20 protein-coding genes and 1 tRNA gene are annotated in these 22,393 nt (G+C 31.4%); 3 read left to right on the top strand and 18 right to left on the bottom strand.

Features of this window, described 5'->3' with window-relative positions; all coding sequences use genetic code 11:
* The 8 genes from lepB to ffh all read right to left on the bottom strand — a co-directional run.
* Positions 1–364 (bottom strand): signal peptidase I (gene lepB / locus PKN74_RS06095; protein ID WP_472309611.1); only part of this gene is annotated, 364 nt, incomplete at its 3' end.
* 5 nt (positions 365–369) lie between these two features.
* Positions 370–729 carry a 50S ribosomal protein L19 gene (gene rplS, locus PKN74_RS06090; RefSeq protein ID WP_472309609.1) on the bottom strand — a complete coding sequence of 120 codons (360 nt, stop codon included), beginning with the start codon at positions 727–729 and terminating at the stop codon, positions 370–372.
* A 231-nt stretch (positions 730–960) separates the two neighbouring features.
* The gene (locus tag PKN74_RS06085) at positions 961–1,530 is read right to left on the bottom strand and encodes an RNA methyltransferase (protein WP_472309607.1); all 570 of its coding nucleotides are present in this window, start codon (positions 1,528–1,530) and stop codon (positions 961–963) included.
* Between the two features lie 18 nt (positions 1,531–1,548).
* The gene (gene trmD / locus PKN74_RS06080) at positions 1,549–2,295 is read right to left on the bottom strand and encodes a tRNA (guanosine(37)-N1)-methyltransferase TrmD (protein ID WP_472309620.1); all 747 of its coding nucleotides are present in this window, start codon (positions 2,293–2,295) and stop codon (positions 1,549–1,551) included.
* A gap of 4 nt (positions 2,296–2,299) precedes the next feature.
* Complete coding sequence (gene rimM, locus PKN74_RS06075) at positions 2,300–2,863, bottom strand: ribosome maturation factor RimM (protein WP_472309605.1); 564 nt, start codon at positions 2,861–2,863, stop codon at positions 2,300–2,302.
* A 7-nt stretch (positions 2,864–2,870) separates the two neighbouring features.
* The gene (locus tag PKN74_RS06070) at positions 2,871–3,104 is read right to left on the bottom strand and encodes a KH domain-containing protein (RefSeq protein WP_472309603.1); all 234 of its coding nucleotides are present in this window, start codon (positions 3,102–3,104) and stop codon (positions 2,871–2,873) included.
* Positions 3,101–3,433 (bottom strand): 30S ribosomal protein S16, encoded by a 333-nt coding sequence (rpsP, locus tag PKN74_RS06065; protein WP_472309601.1) that lies wholly within the window; start codon positions 3,431–3,433, stop codon positions 3,101–3,103. The genes PKN74_RS06070 and rpsP overlap by 4 nt, the downstream gene beginning before the upstream one ends.
* A gap of 55 nt (positions 3,434–3,488) precedes the next feature.
* Entirely contained in the window at positions 3,489–4,808 is a 1,320-nt protein-coding gene (ffh, locus tag PKN74_RS06060; RefSeq protein WP_472309599.1) for a signal recognition particle protein, read from the bottom strand.
* A gap of 279 nt (positions 4,809–5,087) precedes the next feature.
* Between ffh and PKN74_RS06055 the strand changes: the two genes are divergently transcribed.
* A tRNA-Trp gene (locus PKN74_RS06055) sits at positions 5,088–5,163 on the top strand.
* A 75-nt stretch (positions 5,164–5,238) separates the two neighbouring features.
* On the opposite strand, the gene PKN74_RS06050 is transcribed toward PKN74_RS06055, so the two are convergent.
* The 5 genes from PKN74_RS06050 to gcvH all read right to left on the bottom strand — a co-directional run bounded on the left by PKN74_RS06050 (position 5,239) and on the right by gcvH (position 11,383).
* The gene (locus PKN74_RS06050) at positions 5,239–5,691 is read right to left on the bottom strand and encodes a DUF1292 domain-containing protein (RefSeq protein WP_472309618.1); all 453 of its coding nucleotides are present in this window, start codon (positions 5,689–5,691) and stop codon (positions 5,239–5,241) included.
* 59 nt (positions 5,692–5,750) lie between these two features.
* Positions 5,751–6,698 carry a methylenetetrahydrofolate reductase gene (locus tag PKN74_RS06045; protein WP_472309597.1) on the bottom strand — a complete coding sequence of 316 codons (948 nt, stop codon included), beginning with the start codon at positions 6,696–6,698 and terminating at the stop codon, positions 5,751–5,753.
* Positions 6,699–6,835: 137 nt separating this feature from the next.
* A complete protein-coding gene (ppdK, locus tag PKN74_RS06040; protein WP_472309595.1) occupies positions 6,836–9,496 on the bottom strand; it encodes a pyruvate, phosphate dikinase in 2,661 nt (886 codons plus the stop codon).
* A gap of 106 nt (positions 9,497–9,602) precedes the next feature.
* Positions 9,603–10,781: a metallophosphoesterase gene (locus PKN74_RS06035; RefSeq protein WP_472309593.1), complete on the bottom strand. Its 1,179-nt coding sequence runs from the start codon at positions 10,779–10,781 to the stop codon at positions 9,603–9,605.
* Positions 10,782–11,032: 251 nt separating this feature from the next.
* Complete coding sequence (gene gcvH, locus PKN74_RS06030; RefSeq protein WP_472309591.1) at positions 11,033–11,383, bottom strand: glycine cleavage system protein GcvH; 351 nt, start codon at positions 11,381–11,383, stop codon at positions 11,033–11,035.
* 337 nt (positions 11,384–11,720) lie between these two features.
* Between gcvH and PKN74_RS06025 the strand changes: the two genes are divergently transcribed.
* Positions 11,721–14,354: a calcium-translocating P-type ATPase, SERCA-type gene (locus PKN74_RS06025; protein ID WP_472309589.1), complete on the top strand. Its 2,634-nt coding sequence runs from the start codon at positions 11,721–11,723 to the stop codon at positions 14,352–14,354.
* 118 nt (positions 14,355–14,472) lie between these two features.
* Here the strand turns inward: PKN74_RS06025 and PKN74_RS06020 are convergent, their stop codons facing one another.
* The 5 genes from PKN74_RS06020 to PKN74_RS06000 form a co-directional block, all read right to left on the bottom strand.
* The gene (locus tag PKN74_RS06020; RefSeq protein ID WP_472309616.1) at positions 14,473–15,567 is read right to left on the bottom strand and encodes an aldose epimerase family protein; all 1,095 of its coding nucleotides are present in this window, start codon (positions 15,565–15,567) and stop codon (positions 14,473–14,475) included.
* Between the two features lie 157 nt (positions 15,568–15,724).
* Positions 15,725–16,510, bottom strand: a complete 786-nt coding sequence (locus PKN74_RS06015; protein WP_472309587.1) for a DUF2238 domain-containing protein — start codon at positions 16,508–16,510, stop codon at positions 15,725–15,727.
* A 56-nt stretch (positions 16,511–16,566) separates the two neighbouring features.
* Complete coding sequence (locus tag PKN74_RS06010) at positions 16,567–17,352, bottom strand: DUF2238 domain-containing protein (protein ID WP_472309585.1); 786 nt, start codon at positions 17,350–17,352, stop codon at positions 16,567–16,569.
* A 28-nt stretch (positions 17,353–17,380) separates the two neighbouring features.
* A complete protein-coding gene (locus tag PKN74_RS06005) occupies positions 17,381–20,317 on the bottom strand; it encodes an Eco57I restriction-modification methylase domain-containing protein (protein WP_472309583.1) in 2,937 nt (978 codons plus the stop codon).
* A 173-nt stretch (positions 20,318–20,490) separates the two neighbouring features.
* Positions 20,491–21,372: a thermonuclease family protein gene (locus PKN74_RS06000; RefSeq protein ID WP_472309581.1), complete on the bottom strand. Its 882-nt coding sequence runs from the start codon at positions 21,370–21,372 to the stop codon at positions 20,491–20,493.
* A gap of 324 nt (positions 21,373–21,696) precedes the next feature.
* On the opposite strand from PKN74_RS06000, the gene PKN74_RS05995 reads away from it, so the two are divergent.
* On the top strand, positions 21,697–22,393 hold a 697-nt coding region (locus PKN74_RS05995; protein WP_472309579.1), incomplete at its 3' end, for a D-serine ammonia-lyase.

The following is a 22,393-nucleotide window of genomic DNA, read 5'->3' as shown; positions in this document are numbered from 1 at the left end:
TTAAATTGTCCCCTGATTTACCAACCAATCTTTTAACATATTTGACATGACCTTCAAACTCAGAAGGAGCAAAAAAATCCATAAATTTATCAAACGCTCTCAGTTGTTCTAAAGCTCGAATATCAACAAATGGAGTCCAAAAAACTATGACTTCTCCTCGTTGTGGTTCCTTGTATTGATAAGTAACCTTTTCAACAAATAACCTATCATAAACTTGAATGGTTGGAACCATGGATGGGGTTGGAACCATCATTGTTTCAAATACAAATAATCTTATTATGGTTCCAAATATGAGTGCATATATTATTGCATATATCCAATCTAAAGTTTCGTCTATTACTTTCTTTTTAGTAGCCTCCTTCAAAAGGCTCAATCCTGCCTTTCTTTAATCCTAACCTTGCCCTTTATATCTCTTATGTAATAAAGTTTTGCTCTTCTAACTTTTCCTTTCTTTAACACTTCAATACTACTTATGACTGGAGAATGAAGAGGAAAAATTCTTTCTACACCTATTCTATCCGCACCAATCTTTCTAACTGTAAATGTTTTTCCTAAACCTGCACCCCTTATTTTAATAACAATACCTTCAAAAGCTTGTATCCTTTCTCTTCTTTTACTTCCTTCACCCTCTACTACCTTCACATTTACTCTAACAGTATCACCAGGTCTTATTTCGGGAATATCTTCTCTTTTAAAATTCATTTCTACCGCATTTATTAATTGGTCCATTTTTAAAAACCTCCTGTATTTCAGTTTTTTATTGTCTTGAGAAAAATTAAAATATATTTTTTATAGGCAATTTAAAATAGAAATTTTGTAAAAATTTTCTTAATGTCCTTTCTTATTGATAATAAATTTCTTGACACTAATACTCAGAAAAAGAAAGTAATAACTCCTCTTTGTAATTTTAGAGACCTATTCATTTATTATATCATGATAATTTATTATTATTTATTTTTGTTAAAATATTTCTTCTCCTATCAACCTATCTAATGTAATAGCTACTGCCGCTCTCACAGAAAGGTGATTAAAATCTGAGTTGATTCTAATAGGTTCCAAATCGTAATCACTTATTTCTCTTATCTCTTCTGGTATCCCCCATCCTGTACCAAACAATATTAAAAATGGTGTTTTCTTCTCTTTTATCTTTTCTCTCAATTCGTGAAACCTCATCATATTTTTTCTAGGTTTAGCAGATGTAAAAACTATCTTAGGTTTCTCATTTTCTATTTTTTCTATCGTTTCTATTACATCTTCTAAATAACTTTCCATTTTGAAGATGTCAAGAGCTTCTTTTCTGTTAGGATTATATTCACTACCAAAACCTTCTGTCCAATATTCCAAAACTCTCTCTACTATTTTTTGTTGAGAAGGCAAATTGGTAACTAGAAAAAAATTTTTTATATTGTAAGTTCTACATGTCCTTGATATATCATGTATATCAAAATTAGTAACTGCAGTTGAAACAATAGAACCATCTTTCTTCAGTATCGGATAATGAATCAAGGCCACGTACATTTTATTCAACATCTATAATCTCCTTTGTTTCTAAACGTGTCTTTGATATAGTTCCTGAACAATCTCTACTAAAAGTTGTTTATCTTCAAAGCTTAGTTCTTTATTCACAAATAAATCTGGTCGTTTTAAAATAGTCTTTAATAAACTATCTTTTTTCCTAAACTGCTCTATTTTTTTATGGTCACCACTTAAAAGAATTTCTGGTACCTTCATGCCACGAAATTCGGCAGGTTTTGTATAATGTGAATGATCTAATAAACCGTTATAAAAAGAATCATTTTCCACACTTTCCCTTGAACCTACGACTTCTGGAACAAATCTAAGTAGTACTTCAATAATAACCATTGCAGGCAATTCTCCACCAGTTAAAACATAGTCTCCTATAGAAATTTCTTGATCGGCAATGGCCTTAACTCTTTCATCTATTCCTTCATATCTACCACAAAAAAACACTAATTTTTCTTTTTGGGATAATTCTCGTGCTATTTCGTTGTTAAAAGTTTTACCCTCAGGAGATGGAATAATAACATAAGGTTTGCAACCATTCCTTTGTTCATACTCATCATAAAATCTAAAAAAAGGTTCTGCTAGCATTACCATCCCATTTCTTCCACCATAACCAGGTTTATCGGTAACTTTATGTTTATCGGTAGTAAAATCACGCAAATTTAAAATGTTAAATTTTACAATCCCTTTCTCTATCGCTTTTTTAATGATTCCATAATCAGTTATTATTTTAAACATTTCAGGAAAAATACTTAATATAGTAATCTCCATTTTGTTATTTTGACTCATCCTCATACCATTCCATTTTTTTAACTACAATAATTTTTTCTTCCTTTTTTAGTTCAAGAACATGAAAATCTGTCATCGGAATCAACGTTTCTTGATCTTGAAGATCGGAGTTAGAGTGTTCGTTTTTTACGAAAATAACATCGTTGGCCCCAGTTTCGATAATGTCAGAAACTTTTCCTACATATTCACCATTTTCATAATAAACTTCAGATCCTATAATTTCATACCAATAGTACTCATCTTCTTTTAATTGAGGAAGATTTTTTGTCTCGATGTAGATTTCATATCCCATTATTTTCTTCGCTTCATCCATATTTGTTATCCCATTTATGGATAAAACAAAGAATCTGTTGAGATTCTTCACTTTTAATACTTTACTATAGAAGAACCTCTTGTTGTTAGGATTATATAATAAAACATTTTCCATATTTTTGATAATGCTTTCTACGTTGGTATAAGGTTGAAATTTTAATTCTCCTTTTACTCCATGAGAATTTATTATTTTCCCAACTGAAATTTTATTTTTCAACAAGTCAACTAAACTTTCCATAAATAACTCACCTAATTACCTTCAATATAAATTTCTTATCCTGCTCTTTTTTTGCGGCATTCATTATAATGTTGATTGACTTAATTGTCCTGCCGTCTTTTCCAATGATCTGTCCAACATCTTCGGGATTCACATAGATCTCATAAATAATGTTTTCATCTCCATTATCTATTTCTTTTACTTTTACCTCTTCTGGATATTTAACTATTTTTGTCAAAATGTCCATAAGTAAATTTTTCATTGATTAATTTCTCCTTCTGTTACAGAAAGATTCTTTGACATTTCATTTTTCTTAGAAACTCGAGCTTGATACTTAATCTCATCATACTTTTTCATTACTCCTGCTTTTCTCAGAATTCTCCTAGCTGTATCAGTTGGTTGGGCTCCTTTTAAAAGCCATTCCAAGGCCTTTTCTTCATCTATCTTGTACTGATTAGATTCATTAAGAGGGTCGTAATATCCCAAAGATTCTATATACTTCCCAGTTCTTTTATTTCTTGAATCTACAACCACTACCCTATAGAAGGGTTTATGTCTCCTCCCCATTCTATTTAACCTTATTTTTACCATTAATACACCTCCATATTTTTAAAACTTTTAGTTATCGATAAAAACACTAATTCAATTAAAATGGGAAATTTCTCATTAATTTTCTTCCTTTTAATTTCTTCATCTGTTTCATCGTTTTTTTCAATTGTTCATAATTTTTCAAAAGCCTATTTATGTCTTGAATAGTTGTTCCACTACCTTTTGCAATTCTTTGCTTTCTTGAATATGATAAAATTCTAGGGTTCTTCCTTTCTTTAGGTGTCATCGAATTTATGATAGCTTCAAACTTTTTTAATTCTTCTTCTCCTTTTACAATATCTACCTGATCTTTAGGAACATTTGGTAACATTTCTAACAAGCTTCCCAGCGAACCTAAATTTTTTATTTGTTTTATTTGATCTAAATAATCTTCTAAATCAAATTTTCCTTCTAAAAACCTTTCCGCATCTTCTTCAGCTTTCTTGTGATCCACTTCTTTTTCTACTTTTTCGATGAAAGAAAGAACATCTCCCATTCCTAAAATTCTACTCACATATCTTTCGGGATAAAACTCCTCCAGATCGTCTATTTTTTCTCCTACTCCAACTAATTTTACCGGTTTTTCTGTAATATATTGGATTGATATTATAACTCCACCACGTGAATCACCGTCAAGTTTAGTAATTATAAATCCAGTTAAATCCAATCTATCATTGAATTCTTTAGCAGAGTTAACAGCATCTTGACCCACCATAGCATCCACTACCATCAATATTTCTTCGGGTTCTACGGCTTTCTTGATTTCTTCTAATTCTCTCATCATTACTTCATCAATATGCAACCTACCTGCAGTATCGATTATTACAACATCGTGTAAATTTCTCTCAGCAAATTTCTTGCTTTCCTCAACTATTTTAACTGTGCTCTTTTTATCACCATAATAAACAGGCACTCCGATATCTTGACCTAACTGGACCAACTGATCTATTGCCGCAGGTCTATAAGTATCAGCAGCAACTAAGAGGGGGTTCCGACCTTTCTTCTTATATTTATTTGCCAATTTAGCAGCCGTAGTAGTTTTACCACTACCTTGAAGACCTGTTAACATAATGAAGGCAGGATTTCTAGAAATATTGATTTTGGTATTCTTATTGCCCCCCATTACTTCGATTAAATTATCTCTAACAATTCTTACAAACTCTTGATCCGGTGTCAAACTTTCTAGAACTTTCTCCCCTAAAGCTTCTTCTTTAACTTTGTCTATAAACTCCTTTACCACTTTGTAGTGAACGTCAGCTTCTAATAAAGCCAACTTAACTTCTCTTACTGCATCCTTTATGTTTTTTTCGGTTAACTTCCCTTTTCCAGAGAGATTTTTGAAAACTCCGGAAAGTTTTTTTTGCAGACTTTCAAACATTTGTTTAATCACCTCGCTAAGATCCCTAACCAAGTATACTACAAAAATAAAGATCTTTGGTGAAAAAATTGATAAAAGTAAAACATAAGAGAAAATTTAATGTTGCGATTATATTAATTTTTTTATAAAATAAAAATATCTATAAAAAATATCTTGTGGCTCGCTAAAGCTCTTTTCATAACTATAAGAGAGAAATGTTAAAAAATGAATTAACCGTTATTTAAAGAAAGAAATCCTTGCTACTTTTCATTTTTTGTGATATAATTGGATTGCTGGAATACGCCTGTAGCTCAACTGGCAGAGCGGCGGTCTCCAAAACCGCAGGCTGGGGGTTCGATTCCCTCCGGGCGTGCCAACTGTTAATCTCATAAAAAACTAAAGATAAGAAAGCCGACATTAATGTCGGCTTTCTTATCTAGTAGATCAAATTTTAGAATCCAAACCTATAATCGTCATCATCTAAATCATCATAGTCATCAAAATATTCATCATCAAAATCATCTTCTTCGTCTTCTTCAATAAACCAATCTTCGTTTATATCCTCATTTTCGTCTTCTTCATCTTCATCAAAGTCTACATCATATACTTCAAAATCCTCGTCGCTGTCTAAATCAAAAGAGGAAAATACTTCATCTTCTATACTCTCCCAAACGTCAGAAACCTTTTTGAATTCTTCTTCGTCATCAATACTATTTAAATAAACTTTTCCCTCTTCTTTTTCGACAAAAAACGCAACAACTCCATCCAGAATCAACTCTTGATTTTCTTCATCTCTAATAGCTTCTTGACATATCCAATATGTTTTTCCATCTATTTCTAATTCTTTTAAAAACATAAAATCATTTTCGTTACCTTTTTCATCAGTCAAGGTAAAAAATTCCATGTCTTCCACAACAATACCTCCCAAAGTCAAAATTTTTTATTTTTAAATTCTTGAAACGTTTAAAACACGTTTTGAAACTCCTTTAACACACTTTTTACTGCTTCTCCTTTTCCCATTGTAAAGATATGTATTCCCGGCACACCTTCCACCAACAATTCCTCAATCATATTTATAGTATGTTTTACTCCTACATTAAATTCATCTCTTGGGGTTTTGGCATCATCAAATTCTTCGACCAACTCTTTGGGAATATTTATAAAAAAAGATTTTGGTATATTGTATAAAGATTTTTTAGATACTACAGGTTTTAAACCAGGAATCACTGGAGCATCAATTCCCAATTTTCTAATTTTATCAACAAAATTTTTGTAATAAGCAACATCAAAAAACATCTGGGTAATAATAAACTCCGCTCCCAAATCTATTTTTAGCTTTAAATATTCCAAATCCTTTTCTAAATTTGGAGACTCAAAATGTTTTTCTGGATATCCTGCTACCCCTATACAAAAATCGGTGAAATGGTTGTTTTTTGTAGGTGACACATAAATACCTTTGTTTAGATCAGAAATTTGTTTAACTAAAAAACTTGCATATTTATACTCGTTAGGATCTTCAAAGTTATACTTATTCCTGTCACCTCTAATAATAAATACATTTTCTATTCCCAAATAATTCAGATCAATTAGAATATCTTCTAATTGATATTTATTAAACCCTACGCATAAAAGATGAGGAACTACATCTACTTTGTACCTATTTTTTAGCGCAGCACTAATTCCCACAGTTCCAGGCCTTTTATTAACTATCAACTTAACAACTTTTGCTCCAGTTTCTAAATATTCAACTTCATTTGCATGTTTAGTTACATTTATAAATGAAGGAGAAAATTCCATTAAACTATCTACTACTTTAAAAATATCCTGAATATTGTCCCCCCTCTTAGGAGGAATAATTTCAAAAGAAAGTATGGGCTTATCTCTTTGCTTAATTACATCTACTATTTTCATTACAACTACTCACCACACAAAATCGGTCTTAAAAAAACAATTTTTATTTATTTTAACACAATTAAATAGTTTTGTCAATCATACTATAAGCATTGAAAAAGCGGGGATTCAACCCCCGCTATATTTTTTAAAAAAAATTAATAATTTACTTTTTTACCCCTCTTGTACTCTGCTGCCGCTTGAGCTGCTGCTAATCGTGCAACTGGGACTCTGTAGGGAGAACAACTTACATAATCTAGTCCAACTAAATGAGCAAACTCTATAGATTCCGGATCTCCACCGTGTTCACCACATATTCCAACCTTTAGATATGGATTAGTCGATCTTCCTCCATCTAGAGCAATCTTGATTAATTTGCCAACACCTTCTCGATCAATATGCTGGAATGGATCTTTCTCATATATTCCTTTTTCGATGTAATCATTGATAAATTTACCGTAGTCATCCCTTGAAAAACCTAAGCCAAGCTGGGTTAGGTCGTTGGTTCCAAAACTAAAGAAATCTGCTTCCGCGCCAATCTGATCAGCAACTACGCACGCTCTTGGAACTTCGATCATAGTGCCAACTTTATACTCTAAATCAACATTATGCTCTGTGATCAATTGATCAGCAATTTGAGTTATAGATTCTTTTAGTATTGTAAATTCTTTTACATTACCAACTAGAGGGATCATTATTTCGGGATGTACCTTCTTACCTTCTTTCATCAACTCTATAGCAGCAAGGATAATGGCTTTTGTTTGCATCTCTGCTATTTCTGGATAAGTAATTGCCACCCTTACTCCTCTATGTCCCATCATAGGGTTAAATTCTTCAAGCTCTTTTATAGTATGCCTTAACTCATCTTCACTAATTCCTAAACTGTCAGCTAAATCTCTTATCTGTTCGTCTGTCTCTGGGACAAACTCATGTAATGGAGGATCTAAAAGTCTTATTGTAACCGGAAAACCTTCCATTTCTTCGAAAAGACCTTTAAAATCTTCTATCTGATGAGGAAGCAATTCTTCCAAAGCCTTTCTTCTTTGTTCTTCGCTCTTTGATAAAATCACTCTTCTCATTTTATTGATTCTTTCAGGACCGAAAAACATATGTTCAGTTCTGCAAAGACCAATTCCTTGAGCACCATATTCTCTAGCTACTTTAGCATCCCTTGGAACATCCGCATTCGCTCTCACTCCCAAATCAGAAACTTTGTCTGCATATTCAAGTAAAATTGCCAAATCTCCTGCTAATCCTTCGGGTCTTACTGTCTTAATTTTACCTGCATAAACTTTTCCTTCATTACCATCTATAGAAATCCATTCTTTATCTCTTATTACAACGCCATTTGCTTTTATTAACTTGTTTTTTAAATCAATCAGTATATTTTCTGCACCTACTACAGCTGGTTTACCCATTCCTCTTGCTACAACAGCAGCATGAGAAGTCATACCACCACGATTGGTTAGAATACCTTGAGCAGCATTCATACCTCCAACGTCTTCTGCTGATGTTTCAGGCCTTACAAGAATAACCTGCTCTCCTTGTTCAGCAAATTTTTCAGCCTCCTCGGCACTGAAAACAACTTTCCCTGTTGCAGCTCCGGGTGAAGCTGGTAATCCTTTCCCAATATATTGAGCCTTCTTTAAATCTTCGGGGTCAAATACTGGATGTAAAAGCTTTTCTATATCAGAAGGATTAACCCTCATAATTGCTTCTTGTTCGTCAATTAAACCTTCTTTCACTAAATCAACAGCAATTTTAACCGCTGCAGCAGGTGTCCTTTTCCCATTTCTTGTTTGTAAAATGTACAATTTTCCTCTTTCAATAGTGAATTCTATGTCTTGCATGTCTCTAAAATGTCTCTCTAATTTATCCATTATTTCAGTTAATTCTTTATAAACATCCGGCATTATTTCCCTTAATTCGTCTAATGGTCGCGGCGTCCTAATCCCTGCAACTACGTCTTCACCTTGAGCGTTCAATAAAAATTCTCCATAATACCTCTTTTCTCCTGTACTGGGATCTCTTGTAAATACAACACCAGTTCCACTATCTTCTCCCATGTTCCCAAAAACCATCGCCATAACGTTCACTGCTGTACCTAAGAATTTTTTATCGTCTAATTTGTTAATCTCTCGGTATTTTATAGCTCTTGGATTGTTCCAACTTCTAAATACCGCCTCAATTGAGACCCACAATTGTTCCATAGGATCTTGCGGAAATGTTTTTCCTTCTTCCTGATAAATTTTCTTGTATAGATCAACAACTTTTTTGAAATCGTCGGCGTCTAATTCTATATCTGTTTCTACTCCCTTTTCTCTTTTTACCCTGTTTAATACTCCCTCGAATTTTTCATGAGGAATCTCCAATGCAACATCTCCAAACATCTGTATGAATCTTCTGTATGAATCCCATGCAAATCTTTCATTATTAGTTTGTTTAGCCAGACCTTCAACAGATATATCATTTAAACCCAAATTCAAAATAGTGTCCATCATTCCTGGCATAGAAACGGCAGCCCCAGAACGTACAGAAACTAATAATGGATTTTCATTATCTCCAAACTTTTTGCCGGTGGACTCTTCTAATTCACGCATTGCAGCTTCCACTGAAGGTTTCAAGTCTTCGGGAAGTTTCATACCATTTTCCCAATAGTACTTGCAAACTTCAGCGGAAATTGTAAATCCTGGCGGTATAGGTAGGCCTAATAAAGCCATTTCAGCAAGGTTAGCTCCTTTACCGCCTAAAATATCTTTCATCTTAGCATTACCTTCGACTCTGTTCTTATTCCAAACATATACGTATTTCTTTGACATCATTTAACCTCCCTTTTTACATTAATTTTGATAACTAGTTTATATTATATTATATTAATTTTTTTTCTATTTCTCATTTTAGTAAAATTTCATATACAATTTGTCTTCAAAAAGCTTCTTCTCTTACCATTTTAAAATTTAATCTGTTATTTTTTTCTCCTACTACTAAGTAAGATATAAATTTCTTTTTTACAAATTCGTTTCTGTTTATCCCTAAATTTCTGCTAACTCTATATTTCCAAGTTCCAGTATTTACGTATATTTTTTCCACTGACCTATTCTCTATCATATTCATGGATGCTCTATGATTGTGTCCCATAATTAAAAATTTCACTTTGTCATTTTCCAAAAAAATATCTTGATCACTAAAACCGACCAGGCACTCTTTAGGTATATAAAACTTCTGATTTAAAAGTTTTTCAGCATTCATTAAAAGATAATTGGAATTTCTCATACTTCTAAAGAACATCCCTATTCTTACAATCATTTCCCCCAATTTGAAAGCCCCTATACTATTTACAAAAATATTGGATAAAATATTTACGCCGGGATAACTTATCTTGAGCCATTTTTTTATTTGAGGGGTTTTTATAAGTTGCGTAAAAATTTTTATCCATTCATTTTTTAAATCGAATTTTAGTAAATATTTTTTGTTTAAATTATCAAGCCATTTGAAAACATCTAATTGAGGATAAATATTCTGATAATCGGAGTATAACTCTTCAGAAAGAATCTCTACAGCAATTTTCCCAAAATGATAATTCATGTACTTATTCATATATTCGGTAAAAGATGGAATGATATTTCCGTTTTCATCTTTGCTTAACCTATTCATAACATCAAACTGATTTCCATGAATCACAAAAAGTTCGAATTTTTCATCATAATAATAAGGAATTATTTCACAATTATCAAATTCCTGTTCAATTCTATCATAAATCTTCTGATTCAAAAGTAGATAGTAATCATGATTTCCAACTATATAATATATTTTATTTTTCTTGGAAAACCATTGAAAAGTTTGGATTAACTCTTTATGATTGTTAAATATCTCATCAATAATCGAAACATCAAATTGCTCAGCATATTCTATTGCCGTCTCAGCCATATAACCGTCATTTAATGCATTTGTTAATTCAAAAAAATCTCCCACTATATACAACTCAGTATCTTCTTTATCCATCTCGATTAGTTCTTTTAATAATTTAATTAGTCTCTCATCATAAATAAAATCATCAATTTCGTTTCCTAAACCAATATGCAAATCACTCATAAATACCTTCATTGAAGTTCCTCCAACACTTTTAGTTTCTATAAAAACCCAAGCTATAATTCAGTTGAATTATAGCATATCCTTACTAAAATATATTGAAGATTCAATAAAGTATACAAAAGATTTAACAAACGGGAAGAAAGAAATTTTCTCTATGTAGAAAGATGGTTTTTAACTTCGAAGAATAACAATTAAGCAACTAGAAATTGGTTTAATTATTTCTCAAAAAGTCCTCAAGCTCAGTTGAGGACTTTTTAATGTTTTTAAATTTCAGGTTCTTCTTCTAAAAGCTCTTCAATCTCAGCGAGGTTAGACATTTCTATTTTCACAATCCATCCCCTACTCTCCGCATCTTCGTTTATTATTTCTGGTGAGTCTTCCAATTCATAGTTTACTTCAATAATTCTGCCACTTACAGGTACGTATACATCTTCAGCAGCTTTAACGGATTCTATAGTACAAAGTATCTCTCCTTTTTTTACTATCTTTCCAACCTGAGGCAATTCAACATATGTTATGTCTCCTAGTTCTTCTGCAGCCTTCTTTGTAACCCCTACGATGGCTATATTTCCTTCAATTATAACATATTCATGGGTTTCAGTAAATTTTTTCATAAACTTCCTCCTCCTTTGGCTATCGATTGATTTCTTTTAATTGAGATGGTAAAAGTATTATATCATAAAGTTAATTATAGAATAAAAAAATATTAAAACTTTGAACTTTAAATTTATATACAATATATTTGTTGAAAAGAAATTTAAAATATGGTAGAATAATACCAAAGGGGAGTAACTCGTTCTACACTATCGTCATCACGGCAAAATAGCCCGGTGGTGTGGCAAATTTTTGAGAGTGAGACCTTTATTCATACATGAATAAAGGTCTCTTTTCTGTTTTATAGAAGAGTTATTCTTTAAACATTAATAACTTCGATCTCTATGGAGGGATATGATGGCAAGTTTTTACACCAAGGAAGTGGAAGAAGTCATAAAGGAATTAGATACAAATATTGAGGGCTTATCTTCCAAAGAAGCAGAAAGAAGATTACAAAAATATGGGTATAATGAATTAGAAGAGAAAAAAGGAAAAACCTTTTTTCAAATGTTCATCAATCAGTTTAAGGATTTTATGATAATCATTTTGTTAATAGCTATTGCGATCTCTTTACTTGTTGGAGAAGTTATAGATGCCACAATAATTCTAGCTATAGTAGTTCTCAATGCTTTGCTAGGAGCAATTCAAGAAAACAGGGCTAATGAAGCTTTGAAGGCTCTGAAGAAGCTTTCTACTCCTCAAGCCAAAGTTTTAAGAGATGGAGAAGTGAAGATAATTTCATCAAAAGAAATAGTACCAGGAGATATTGTTTTGTTGGAAGCTGGTGATTTCGTACCGGCTGACGGAAGACTTATAGAAGCAGCTGCCCTTAAAGTAAATGAATCATCACTCACAGGGGAATCTGTTCCCGTAGAAAAACAAATAGATCCTTTAGATTCAGAAAATGTAAGTTTAGGTGATAGAATAAATATGGTTTTTGCTGGTACCACAATTGTGTACGGTCGGGGTAAGATGATTGTTACTAACACAGGAATGAACACAGAAATGGGAAAAATAGCTTCGATGATGAGCCAGGAAGAAGAAACTATCCCCTTGCAAGAAAGATTAAACAAGCTAGGTAAAACATTAGGTATAGCTGCATTAGTTATTTGTGCTGTGATTTTCTTAATTGGTTATTTAAGGGATACGCCTCTTCTAGAAATGTTTTTAACTTCTGTGAGCTTGGCGGTAGCAGCCATTCCTGAAGGGCTTCCTGCCATTGTTACCATTACACTTGCGATTGGAGTACAAAGGCTTGCAAAAAGAAATGCCATAATAAGAAAACTACCTGCAGTGGAAACTTTGGGGAGTGCGAACGTAATTTGTACCGACAAAACAGGAACTCTTACTTTAAATCAAATGACAGTAACCTATGTTTATGTTGATAGAAATATAAAGAGATTTAAAGAAACTAACGTTGACAATAGAATTTTCAAGTTAATAGCTTCTTCTGCCTTGTGCACTGATGCAAGAATTAGTGAAGAAGGAGAAAAAATTGGAGATCCCACAGAAGTTGCTTTAGTTGCAGCACTTAAAAAACTAGGTGCAGATAAGCTTGAGCTGGAAGCAAAGTATCCACGAATAGATGAACTTCCTTTTGACTCAGATAGAAAGCTTATGACGACTGTACACAAAAATGAAAATTTGTTAATTTCTATTACAAAGGGTGCATTAGAATATCTCATCTCAAAATGCACTCATATAGATGAAAACGGAACAATAAGACCCATTACACTAGATGATTTAAAAGATATCGATCGAGCAAATGAAGAACTTGCTAAAAATGGAATGAGAGTTCTAGCAATAACCTATAAGTTAATTGATACTGATGATTTTGATAAAGGCGCACTAGAAAATAACCTTGTTTTTTTTGGTCTTATAGGAATGATCGATCCTCCAAGGCCAGAAGCAAAAGAAGCTATTAAAAAATGTGATTTGGCAGGTATTACAACAGTAATGATTACAGGGGATCATAAACTTACCGCTGAAGCGATTGCTAAAAGTTTAGGTATCCTTCATGAAGGTGAAAAAGTTGTTACTGGAGAAGAACTCGAGAAAATGGATTTTGAAGAACTAGAAAAAAATGTAAAAAAGATTAGAGTTTATGCTAGAGTTTCACCAGAGCATAAAGTAATGATAGTTAAAGCTTGGCAGAAGAATGGGGCAATTGTTGCAATGACTGGAGATGGGGTAAACGATGCACCTGCTCTTGCACAGGCTGATATTGGTATCGCCATGGGAATAACAGGAACAGAGGTGGCCAAAGAAGCTGCGGATATGGTCTTAGCTGATGACAATTTTGCCACTATTGTTTCTGCAGTTGAAGAAGGTAGAACAATATATTCTAACATACGCAAATCAGTTAGATATCTTCTTTCATGCAATATTGCTGAAATTCTTACTGTTTTTATTGCTAATTTAATGGGACTCGGTCAGCCTCTACTTGCTATCCATCTCTTATGGATAAATCTTGTTACTGATAGCCTTCCAGCATTGGCTTTAGGAATGGATCCACCCACAGAAGATGTAATGAAATCCAGACCACGAAAAAGAGACGAAAGTATATTTGCAGATGGCTTGGGTATTCAAGTATTAATCGAGGGAATTATAATGAGTTTTTTAGCTGTAACTGCATTTTTGATCGGAAATAAATATAGCGTTGTAATTGCTGAAACTATGACTTTTATGACTTTGGTATTTTCACAGTTGTTCCATGCTTTAAATTCACGTTCAAACAAAGAATCTTTATTAAAAATAGATTTTTTCAGCAACAAATTCTTAATATTGGCCATAGGCATAGGAATACTTTTACAATTAGTTTTGGATACACCTTTCTTAAGTAAAATTTTTGAAATTTCTGTTCTCAATATAAACCAGTGGCTATGGGTTTTAGGACTTTCTTTTGTGTTTGTGATTCTTGTAGAAATCGAAAAAGTGTTTTTCAGAAAGTTTCACAAAGCAGAGAAAGAACTTATAACTCAGCAAGCATAGAAGATAAATTTTATTAAAAAATATCCCCAGATAAAAAAGATAGGGGATATTTCTTTTTATCAGTTTCAGAATAAAAACACATCAACTTACAAAAAAGTAAATGAATTTTTATGAGTCTCTAGCTTTCTAAGTAGGTGCTTGTTGACTCTTCTGTTAGAAATTTATAAATTGTTGTTGATGAATATGTTTCACCTGGTTTTAAAACTACAGAAGGAAAATTGGAATGATTTGGTGAATCGGGATAATGTTGCGTTTCTAGGGCCATACCCGCATATTGCCCATAATATTTTCCTTCTTTTCCAAAGGTGCTAACTGTATTTGCTGTATAGAACTGAATTCCAATTTCTGTTGTATATATTTTCATCACTCTTCCACTATTGGGTTCTTTTATTTTAGCTGCAAGTTTTAAGCTACTATCTTTGTTATTAAGGACAAAATTATGATCGTAACCTTTAAAAGAAACATTAGAAAACTTTTCTAGTTGACCTCTGAGGGTGACAGAAGATGTTAGATCAAAAGGAGTTCCTTGAACTGGAAAGATTTCTCCCGTAGGAATCAAATCTTTAGTTACAGGTGTATAATTATTAGCAAAAATAGTTACTTCGTGATCTAAAATGTTTCCATAACCTTCACCCAATAAATTGAAATAGCTATGATTAGTTAGATTAACTATTGTTGGTTTATCAGTAGTACAATAATAATAAATTTTAACTTCATTGTTGTTAGTTAATGTATATGTAATGCAAACTCTTAAATTACCAGGATATCCTTCTTCTCCATCATGACTTAAGCGTTTTAAGTGTATGGACGGACCTTCGGGTGTTTTCATAGGTAGTGGTTCAAAAACTTGTTTATGGAATCCTTTTATACCTCCGTGAAGATGATTGTTTCCATCATTTTGAGCTAAAGAATATATTCTACCATTCAAAGAGAATTGTCCCAACGCTATTCTGTTTGCATATCTTCCTATAGTGGCACCAAAAAATGGGTTGTAAGGGGAAGATTTTTCATAATCTGAAAGGGAGTCAAAACCTAAAACAACGTCCGATAAATGTCCAGATTTATCAGGTACATACAAAGTTACTAATGTAGCTCCATAATTTGTAACTTGCATCATAAGTCCATTTTGGTTAATTAAAGTATACAGATCTACTGGGATACCTTCTTTAGTAGATCCCCATAACGATTTTTCAATAATTCCTAAAGATGCCATTTCGTTCAACGTTTGCCTCCCCTCTACTTTTATAAGTTTGTGTATATTTTAGCATATTTTAAAACAATATAGATATGATAAAAATTTTTTCTTTAGTAAAGCAAAAGTTAAAAATTTTAAGATTATGATTTTCGAGATTTGTTACGAAATTTAAGGTTTAATTCTTGTGATTAATATAGTCTTTCAAAGCCTTCCCCATTCTTTCAAATAATAAGTCCATATCTCTTGATTTGTTTAGTTTCTTCAATGTCAACCAAAAGACTTCCATACCCGCTATTGCTCCAATAAGGTTTGCAACGATATCGGTCATGGTATCAAAATTGTTTACTTGAGCTAATCGATATCCTGGATAATTGTGAAACATCAAATCTGATGTAAACTCTATGATTTCCCAGAAAACTCCCAGAGTAGTCACAATAGCTATAGTAATGACCACAATCTTCAAGTAAAAAAAAGGACTTTTAGAATCGGTGGAAATCAATTCTATACCAATTATTAATGGAAATATAAGAAACACTAACCACATGCCTCCCGTAACATGTAAGATAAAATCGTAAATTTCAAATTTATCATAAAATCCAAGCCATCCTCCTACAAAAGCGTGTAAATTGATTTGAATTATTGTAAATGTTCTTATTTCTTCAAGTATAGGAGATTTCGTGACCCATTCAAATACCCAAGATAAATAAATTCCGAAACCACAAAAAAGATACGTTAAAATTCTGGGAATATTTAATTTTATTATACTATCCACTAAAGGAATTAAAATTATAAAAGATAGAACAACATTAGTGTATCTTAAAACAGAATACCATATAGAATCAGTAGTAAATAGAGTTTCTTTTACAATTGGATCCCTGATCAAAAAATTATGAATCTTATTGAACTCAGCCTGTGCTTTCTTCAAAGTTTTCGAAAAAATGGGAGGATTGATATTTATCACTCCTTTCTAAGATTTACATTTACGGAAAATTACAAAATAAGCGTTTTTTTATTTTTTTATTCTTGGTTTACATAATCTTTTAAAGCTTTTCCCATTCGTTCGAATAATAAATCCATATCTCTTGATTTGTTAAGTTTCTTGAGTGTCAACCAAAAGATCTCCATGCCCGCTATAGTTCCAATAAGATTTGCTATGATATCGGTCATGGTATCAAAAATGCTGTCTTCCTGAGCTAGCCTATAACCAGGATAATTCCTAAAAATTAGGTCCGATACAAATTCTCCTATTTCCCAAAAAACACCTAGAGTAGTCACGATAGTCAAAGTAATAATTACAATCTTAAAATAGAAAAAAGGACTTTTAGAGTCAGCTGAAAGTAATTCGATTCCAATTACTAGTGGGTAAATAAGGAATACTAGCCACATACCGCCAGTAATGTGTAAGATAGAATCGTAAATTTCAAATTTGTCATAAAATCTTAACCATATTCCAAATACACTATGTAGAGAAATTTGAATTATAGTAAATGTTCTTATTTCTTCTAAGATCGTCGATTTTGTTATCCATTCAAAAACCCATGTTAAGTAAACTCCAAATGCGCATAGTAAATAACCCAAAAAATGAGGTAGGTTAAAATTCCAAAAACTAGCGAATATAGGTATAAAAACTACAAACGAAAAGAAGATATTTATCATTCGCAAAGTACTAAATAGCCTAGAATCTGAAGTAAATAGCGTTTCTTTTACCAAGGGGTCTCCTATCAAAAAGTTATGAATTTTGTTAAATTCAGCCTGTGCTTTTTTTAAAGTTTTAGAAAAAATTGGAGGATTCAATTCTATCACCTCTTTTAATCGTCTTAGAATCAACTGTTTATTTCGGCAAAACTTTGAGAAATTTTTCGCGGTTAATTAAAACTCCATCGTCTATAATAACATCAAAGTTTATGCCTTTTATTTTATTTGTAAAATCATGCAAATCTTTTTTAGTAGAATCCTGTTTTTTCAAAAAAGACAACATATTTTTTTTGGTTTTTTCATTCATATTATGATAATGAATTAAAAAGCCGTAATTTTTATTTCCTAATTTCCAAACTACAGGCCGATTTTTATAAAGTTTTTCATGAAATAAGAAATAATCTTTTTCAATAAAAGTCTTTAAATCTTTATTTAGTATTCTTTCAAGAAACGAACGATCTTTGAAGATTTCGTCTAATAATGCTTCTTCATTCTTACTCGAAAACCCATAGTAGATAAAACCTTGTTGGGATTTTAACAAGTAATTTCTAATATCATCATCGATTTTTAAGTAGCACAGTTGTTTTAATTGAAATTCTTCATTTTTAATATTATTGAAAATTGAAACAGGATTTTGCAAAGCTTTTCTGCTTAAATTCTCGACAAAATTGTCGTAATATTCCTTAGGGATAGCATATTTCGTAGAAACGTTTAATTTTAGATCTTTTATTTTGTTTTTATAAAAATCTTTTAATAAAAATTCTATACTATCAAGGTCTTCGTCACTTAAATTTAAATCATTCATATAATTATCTTGTACCAAAGAAACTAACGGAGGGAGCTTATCAAAATCTTTTGTTTCACTCGGATAAAAAGCAGAAGGAAAACCTTCACTTTGATACACTTCATTATAATTTTTGATTGGTAGATTATACAAATCAAAAACAATCAAATCAATTAAACCATTAGATAGTAACAAGTATGTATCAAGTGCATTCTTGATTTGTAAATATGAATGAAAATTAGAACATTTACAAAAAAATGTTTCGTCAAAGTGAAATTCTGTGGGATAAATCTGAGTGTTTTGTTTTTTTATTGCTACATTAAGTTTAACTAGTAATTCAAGTTTTTTCGAGTTTTTTGAATCGTTAATTATACTTGGCGGTACAGGCAATTTTTTAAGATCTCCCACTTCAAGGTCTACACTTCCCGCGATAATTTTCTCCATATAAGAAAACAATGAGCTATTCAATAAACCAAGAAATCTAAAAATATACTTTTCTTCTTTAAAAAAAATGGAGCTTCCTTTGCAATCAAATAAAAAATTTTCCGGTAAATACCTAAAAGTAGAACCTTTAGAAGTTGTCATCGTATAAGTAATTCCTTTTTTAAAATAATACTTTCTGTTAGGAAGGTTGTTGCCCATGTTTTTAAGAAGATTAAAATTTTCTTCGTCATAGGCTATTACCCACCATAGATTGCCAAACCATTTATTGTAAGGACCACCTTTGGCATAAGGAACCCACTTTTTCCCATCTTCTTTATAGTTAAAGCTAATGTCTTCCTTTCTTACTTCCCAAAAGTATCTCAAGAATTTTTTATTATCACCTGTTGCGATTCCCTGCCTTACATCACAATATGATTGTAAATTTTCATTTTCAAAAATATTAATCATATCAGAATTCACCCAGTAAATAAACGGACACCGTGGTACCTTTGAAAATACTTTTTTATCAACTTTGTAAACGTATTTATTTATATATTTTTGATTTTGATTTTTCCAAATTTCTTCTAAAACTTTCTTTTTCTCATCTTTTCCATTGAATGAGATGAGTTTTATATATTCTCCCTGTGAGTTTTCTTGGCCCTTTTTTAAAACATACATAGCGGTATCTACAAGAGCAGAATCAAAGACTCCCCCTAACCCAAAATGAACTAACGTTTCTATCTCCATATTATCTAATATAAACTTTCGTGTTTGTTCATAACTGCTAATAAACATAAAAGTCTGCGGTGTGATCATTCCAATGTATCCTTCATCTTTTAGCAGCTCATAATTTTTTTTAATAAAACATGAATATAAGTTCTTTCTAAAATCTTTGTAATCTTCATATATGTATTTCTTCAACTCATCGTTATAATCCGACGAATCAAGATAAGGAGGATTAGTTAGAACTATGTCATACTTTTCAGTTAAAATATTTATCACTCTTGAAAGTTTTGTGTCTTGAATATCCATTTTTATTAGTCTTCTAAGATCTTTTTCTGTAATTAAACTCCCCATTACTTCAAGTTTTGGTAAGAGTGGGTTATCAGTTTCAAATTGAGGAATTGATACAAAATTTGTGTCAGGTATTTTATCTAAGCCATCTTCTAAAGCTTTTATTTTTACGATCAAATTTGTTATTTCTACAGCTTTTTCATCTGTATCAACACCATAAAGATTTTGAGCTATTATCGTTTTTGCAGCTTCTCTTGGGGTATAACCTCTATCTAAATAGATATTCTTTAATACATCATATATTTGGATTATAAAGTTACCGCAACCACAAGCTGGATCTATAATCTTAATATCTTCAATGTTTAATTTTTTGTTATTAGCAAAATTTCTGATTAACGTATGTTCTACTAGATATTCTATAATCCATGCAGGAGTATAAAACCGAGAATTAGCAACCGATATCTTCTCAGATGGATGGTTGTAATATTCATAAGACCAAGAGATTATTTCTTCTTTATTCCAACTGTCCTCAGGTATTTCTTTGAACAAGCAACTAATTTTTTTAAGAGTACTTTCAGAAATTTGTTGACTCATAGGCAAAATTGAATGAAAATTATTGAAATTTTTATTCAAATATTTAATCTGTTCGAAATATCTGGATGAAAGAAAGAATTCTTCGCTATTCTCTTCAAAAATCCGAAGTGATTTATCTATCAATTTTTTTGTTTCCAATACCTTGATTACAATAAAACTTAAAAAGATTTGAAGTGATATAGATTCATCCTTTGTAATCTCTTCTAATATAATATTTTTGAGTTCTAACGTTATTTTTTTTACTAAACTATTCGTCAAAATGGTCACCTCATGAATTTTAAAAATCACGTTCAATTATAATGTATTTTATTTACAACCACTATTATAATCCAGATTACTAGAAGAAACGGTTTCAAGTTTTGAGACAAAAGGAAAATATCTCTGCATTTTATCTAACAAAGATTAAGTATCTCTTGCTTTTGTTGAAACCATTATCTTTTTGATTTTCTAAAACCTGCAGCTTGAGCTTCTTCTTCTGTTTTGAACCATACTTCAGGAATAGTTTGTTCATAGTATATTCCACCGGGTATATGGTAGATTTTTTCTCCACTGGAGTTAATGTTCCCTTTTATTAGCCCTCTTCCTTCGGAATCAACATAAAGCTTTGGATTAGGTGAAGAAGAATCGGTTAATGTTGTGGAATCATTAAGTAAACTTACTGATTCCTCAATCAAAGCCCATAGGCCTAAATTATTTTCTTGAGCTTCTTTCGAATAAGTTAAAAAATATTCTTCATATTTGACATCAGGTGGAAAAGTTGAAATTTTTGCGAATCCGTTTAGTAGAAGAATAGCATTAAACATTTTTGTACGTATTTCCAAGTCATTTATCTCATTTGGTGGTTCAAGCCAAATATATCTCAAAAGTCTTCCATACCTATCTGTTTCTGAAACATCTTTTTCAAGATATACAGTTTTACCTAATAATTCTTTGGTAGTAAAAAGGGAGGCCTCCAGGCCAAAAGGTTCAATTTTTGTAGTGCTTTCAGGGGTATCAATACCAACGAATCTTGTTTTATATATTTTTCCATCGATTTCAATTTCGACAGTGTCTCCATCTATTATCCTTGTAACGACACCTTTTTCCAAGCTAATAGGTATTTTCAAAAGTTTTTCTTCAAAAAACTTGTCGTACAAGTCTAATTTTTTTAAATCATTTTCTTCGCTTTCTATTTCATTTAATTGTTCTACAATTTCCTCATATGCTTTTAATCTTTCTATATTAGACTTTATGGAAGTAATGTCAAATAATGATTGACTAAATAATGTGAAGGTAAATATTATTAATGTGAAAAAAGTGATAAACTTTTTCATATAATAATCTCACTCCTTAACTTTATGATTAGTATTTATAAATAATAATTATTTGTTGTATGGATATTTTATTAATATACAAATAAATTATATCACGACTGTTCTTATACCATAATGTGAATAATACAACTTGAAGTTTAACTATAGAAATAAGGTCATTTTTTTGTAACAATTAGTATTTTTGATTGTTTAATTCCTCCAGGTATAATAATTTATGGTAATTTAAAAGTGAAAGATTCACCTTCCTAATGGAATTAAGCGATACCTAAAATCATTTAAAAAAGAAGCTAGGCAATTTATAAAAAATTCAAAAGGAGATTAAAGATGAATTATGTTTTCAAATCAAGAGAAGATCCTCTATTAATTTCTAAGATAAAGACATTGGAAGAAGTTATGTGGATTAATGATCATAAAATGAAGTTTAAAGACATTCTTAGTACTTTACCTATATCATATGAAGATGTTATAGATGCAGAAGCTAGGTTACAAAGATTTGCACCATATATTAGAAAAGAGTTTCCGGAAGTAAAAGACGGTATTATAGAATCTCCTGTTCATGAAATTAATAAAATGAAGAAGAGGCTTGAATGTGATTATTCAAGAAAAATAAAAGGAACATTATTACTAAAAAGGGATGATTTACTTCCGATAGTTGGTTCTGTAAAAGCAAGAGGTGGAATATATGAAGTTTTAAAACATGCCGAGAAGTTAGCTATAGAAAATATTATGCTTTCTATTGACGATGATTATAGTGTTTTATCGGAAGAAAGGTACAAAAAGTTCTTTTCAAATTTTACAGTACAGGTTGGAAGTACGGGAAACTTGGGTTTGAGTATAGGTATTATAAGCGCTAAAATTGGTTTTAAGGTAGTAGTGCATATGTCTAAAGATGCAAAGCGTTGGAAAAAAGAACTTCTAAGAAGTAAAGGTGTAAAAATAGTTGAATATGATGGCGATTTTTCAGTTGCTATAGAAGAAGGAAGGAAACGTTCTAAAGAGGATCCTAACAGCTATTTTGTAG

The organism is Defluviitoga sp., from assembly GCF_035349255.1.
Taxonomy (GTDB): Bacteria; Thermotogota; Thermotogae; order Petrotogales; family Petrotogaceae; genus Defluviitoga.
Note: the sequence above shows the minus strand (reverse complement) of the source record. Positions and strands in the feature narration are given on the sequence as shown.

Bases quoted from the DNA above. Each gene is read 5' to 3' on its own strand.
- rplS (WP_472309609.1), bottom strand. From the start codon at position 729: ATGGACCAATTAATAAATGCGGTAGAAATGAATTTTAAAAGAGAAGAT.
- PKN74_RS06085 (WP_472309607.1), bottom strand. From the start codon at position 1,530: ATGTTGAATAAAATGTACGTGGCCTTGATTCATTATCCGATACTGAAG.
- trmD (WP_472309620.1), bottom strand. From the start codon at position 2,295: ATGGAGATTACTATATTAAGTATTTTTCCTGAAATGTTTAAAATAATA.
- rimM (WP_472309605.1), bottom strand. From the start codon at position 2,863: ATGGAAAGTTTAGTTGACTTGTTGAAAAATAAAATTTCAGTTGGGAAA.
- PKN74_RS06070 (WP_472309603.1), bottom strand. From the start codon at position 3,104: ATGAAAAATTTACTTATGGACATTTTGACAAAAATAGTTAAATATCCA.
- rpsP (WP_472309601.1), bottom strand. From the start codon at position 3,433: ATGGTAAAAATAAGGTTAAATAGAATGGGGAGGAGACATAAACCCTTC.
- ffh (WP_472309599.1), bottom strand. From the start codon at position 4,808: ATGTTTGAAAGTCTGCAAAAAAAACTTTCCGGAGTTTTCAAAAATCTC.
- PKN74_RS06050 (WP_472309618.1), bottom strand. From the start codon at position 5,691: ATGGAATTTTTTACCTTGACTGATGAAAAAGGTAACGAAAATGATTTT.
- PKN74_RS06045 (WP_472309597.1), bottom strand. From the start codon at position 6,698: ATGAAAATAGTAGATGTAATTAAGCAAAGAGATAAGCCCATACTTTCT.
- ppdK (WP_472309595.1), bottom strand. From the start codon at position 9,496: ATGTCAAAGAAATACGTATATGTTTGGAATAAGAACAGAGTCGAAGGT.
- PKN74_RS06035 (WP_472309593.1), bottom strand. From the start codon at position 10,781: ATGAAGGTATTTATGAGTGATTTGCATATTGGTTTAGGAAACGAAATT.
- gcvH (WP_472309591.1), bottom strand. From the start codon at position 11,383: ATGAAAAAATTTACTGAAACCCATGAATATGTTATAATTGAAGGAAAT.
- PKN74_RS06025 (WP_472309589.1), top strand. From the start codon at position 11,721: ATGGCAAGTTTTTACACCAAGGAAGTGGAAGAAGTCATAAAGGAATTA.
- PKN74_RS06020 (WP_472309616.1), bottom strand. From the start codon at position 15,567: ATGGCATCTTTAGGAATTATTGAAAAATCGTTATGGGGATCTACTAAA.
- PKN74_RS06000 (WP_472309581.1), bottom strand. From the start codon at position 21,372: ATGAAAAAGTTTATCACTTTTTTCACATTAATAATATTTACCTTCACA.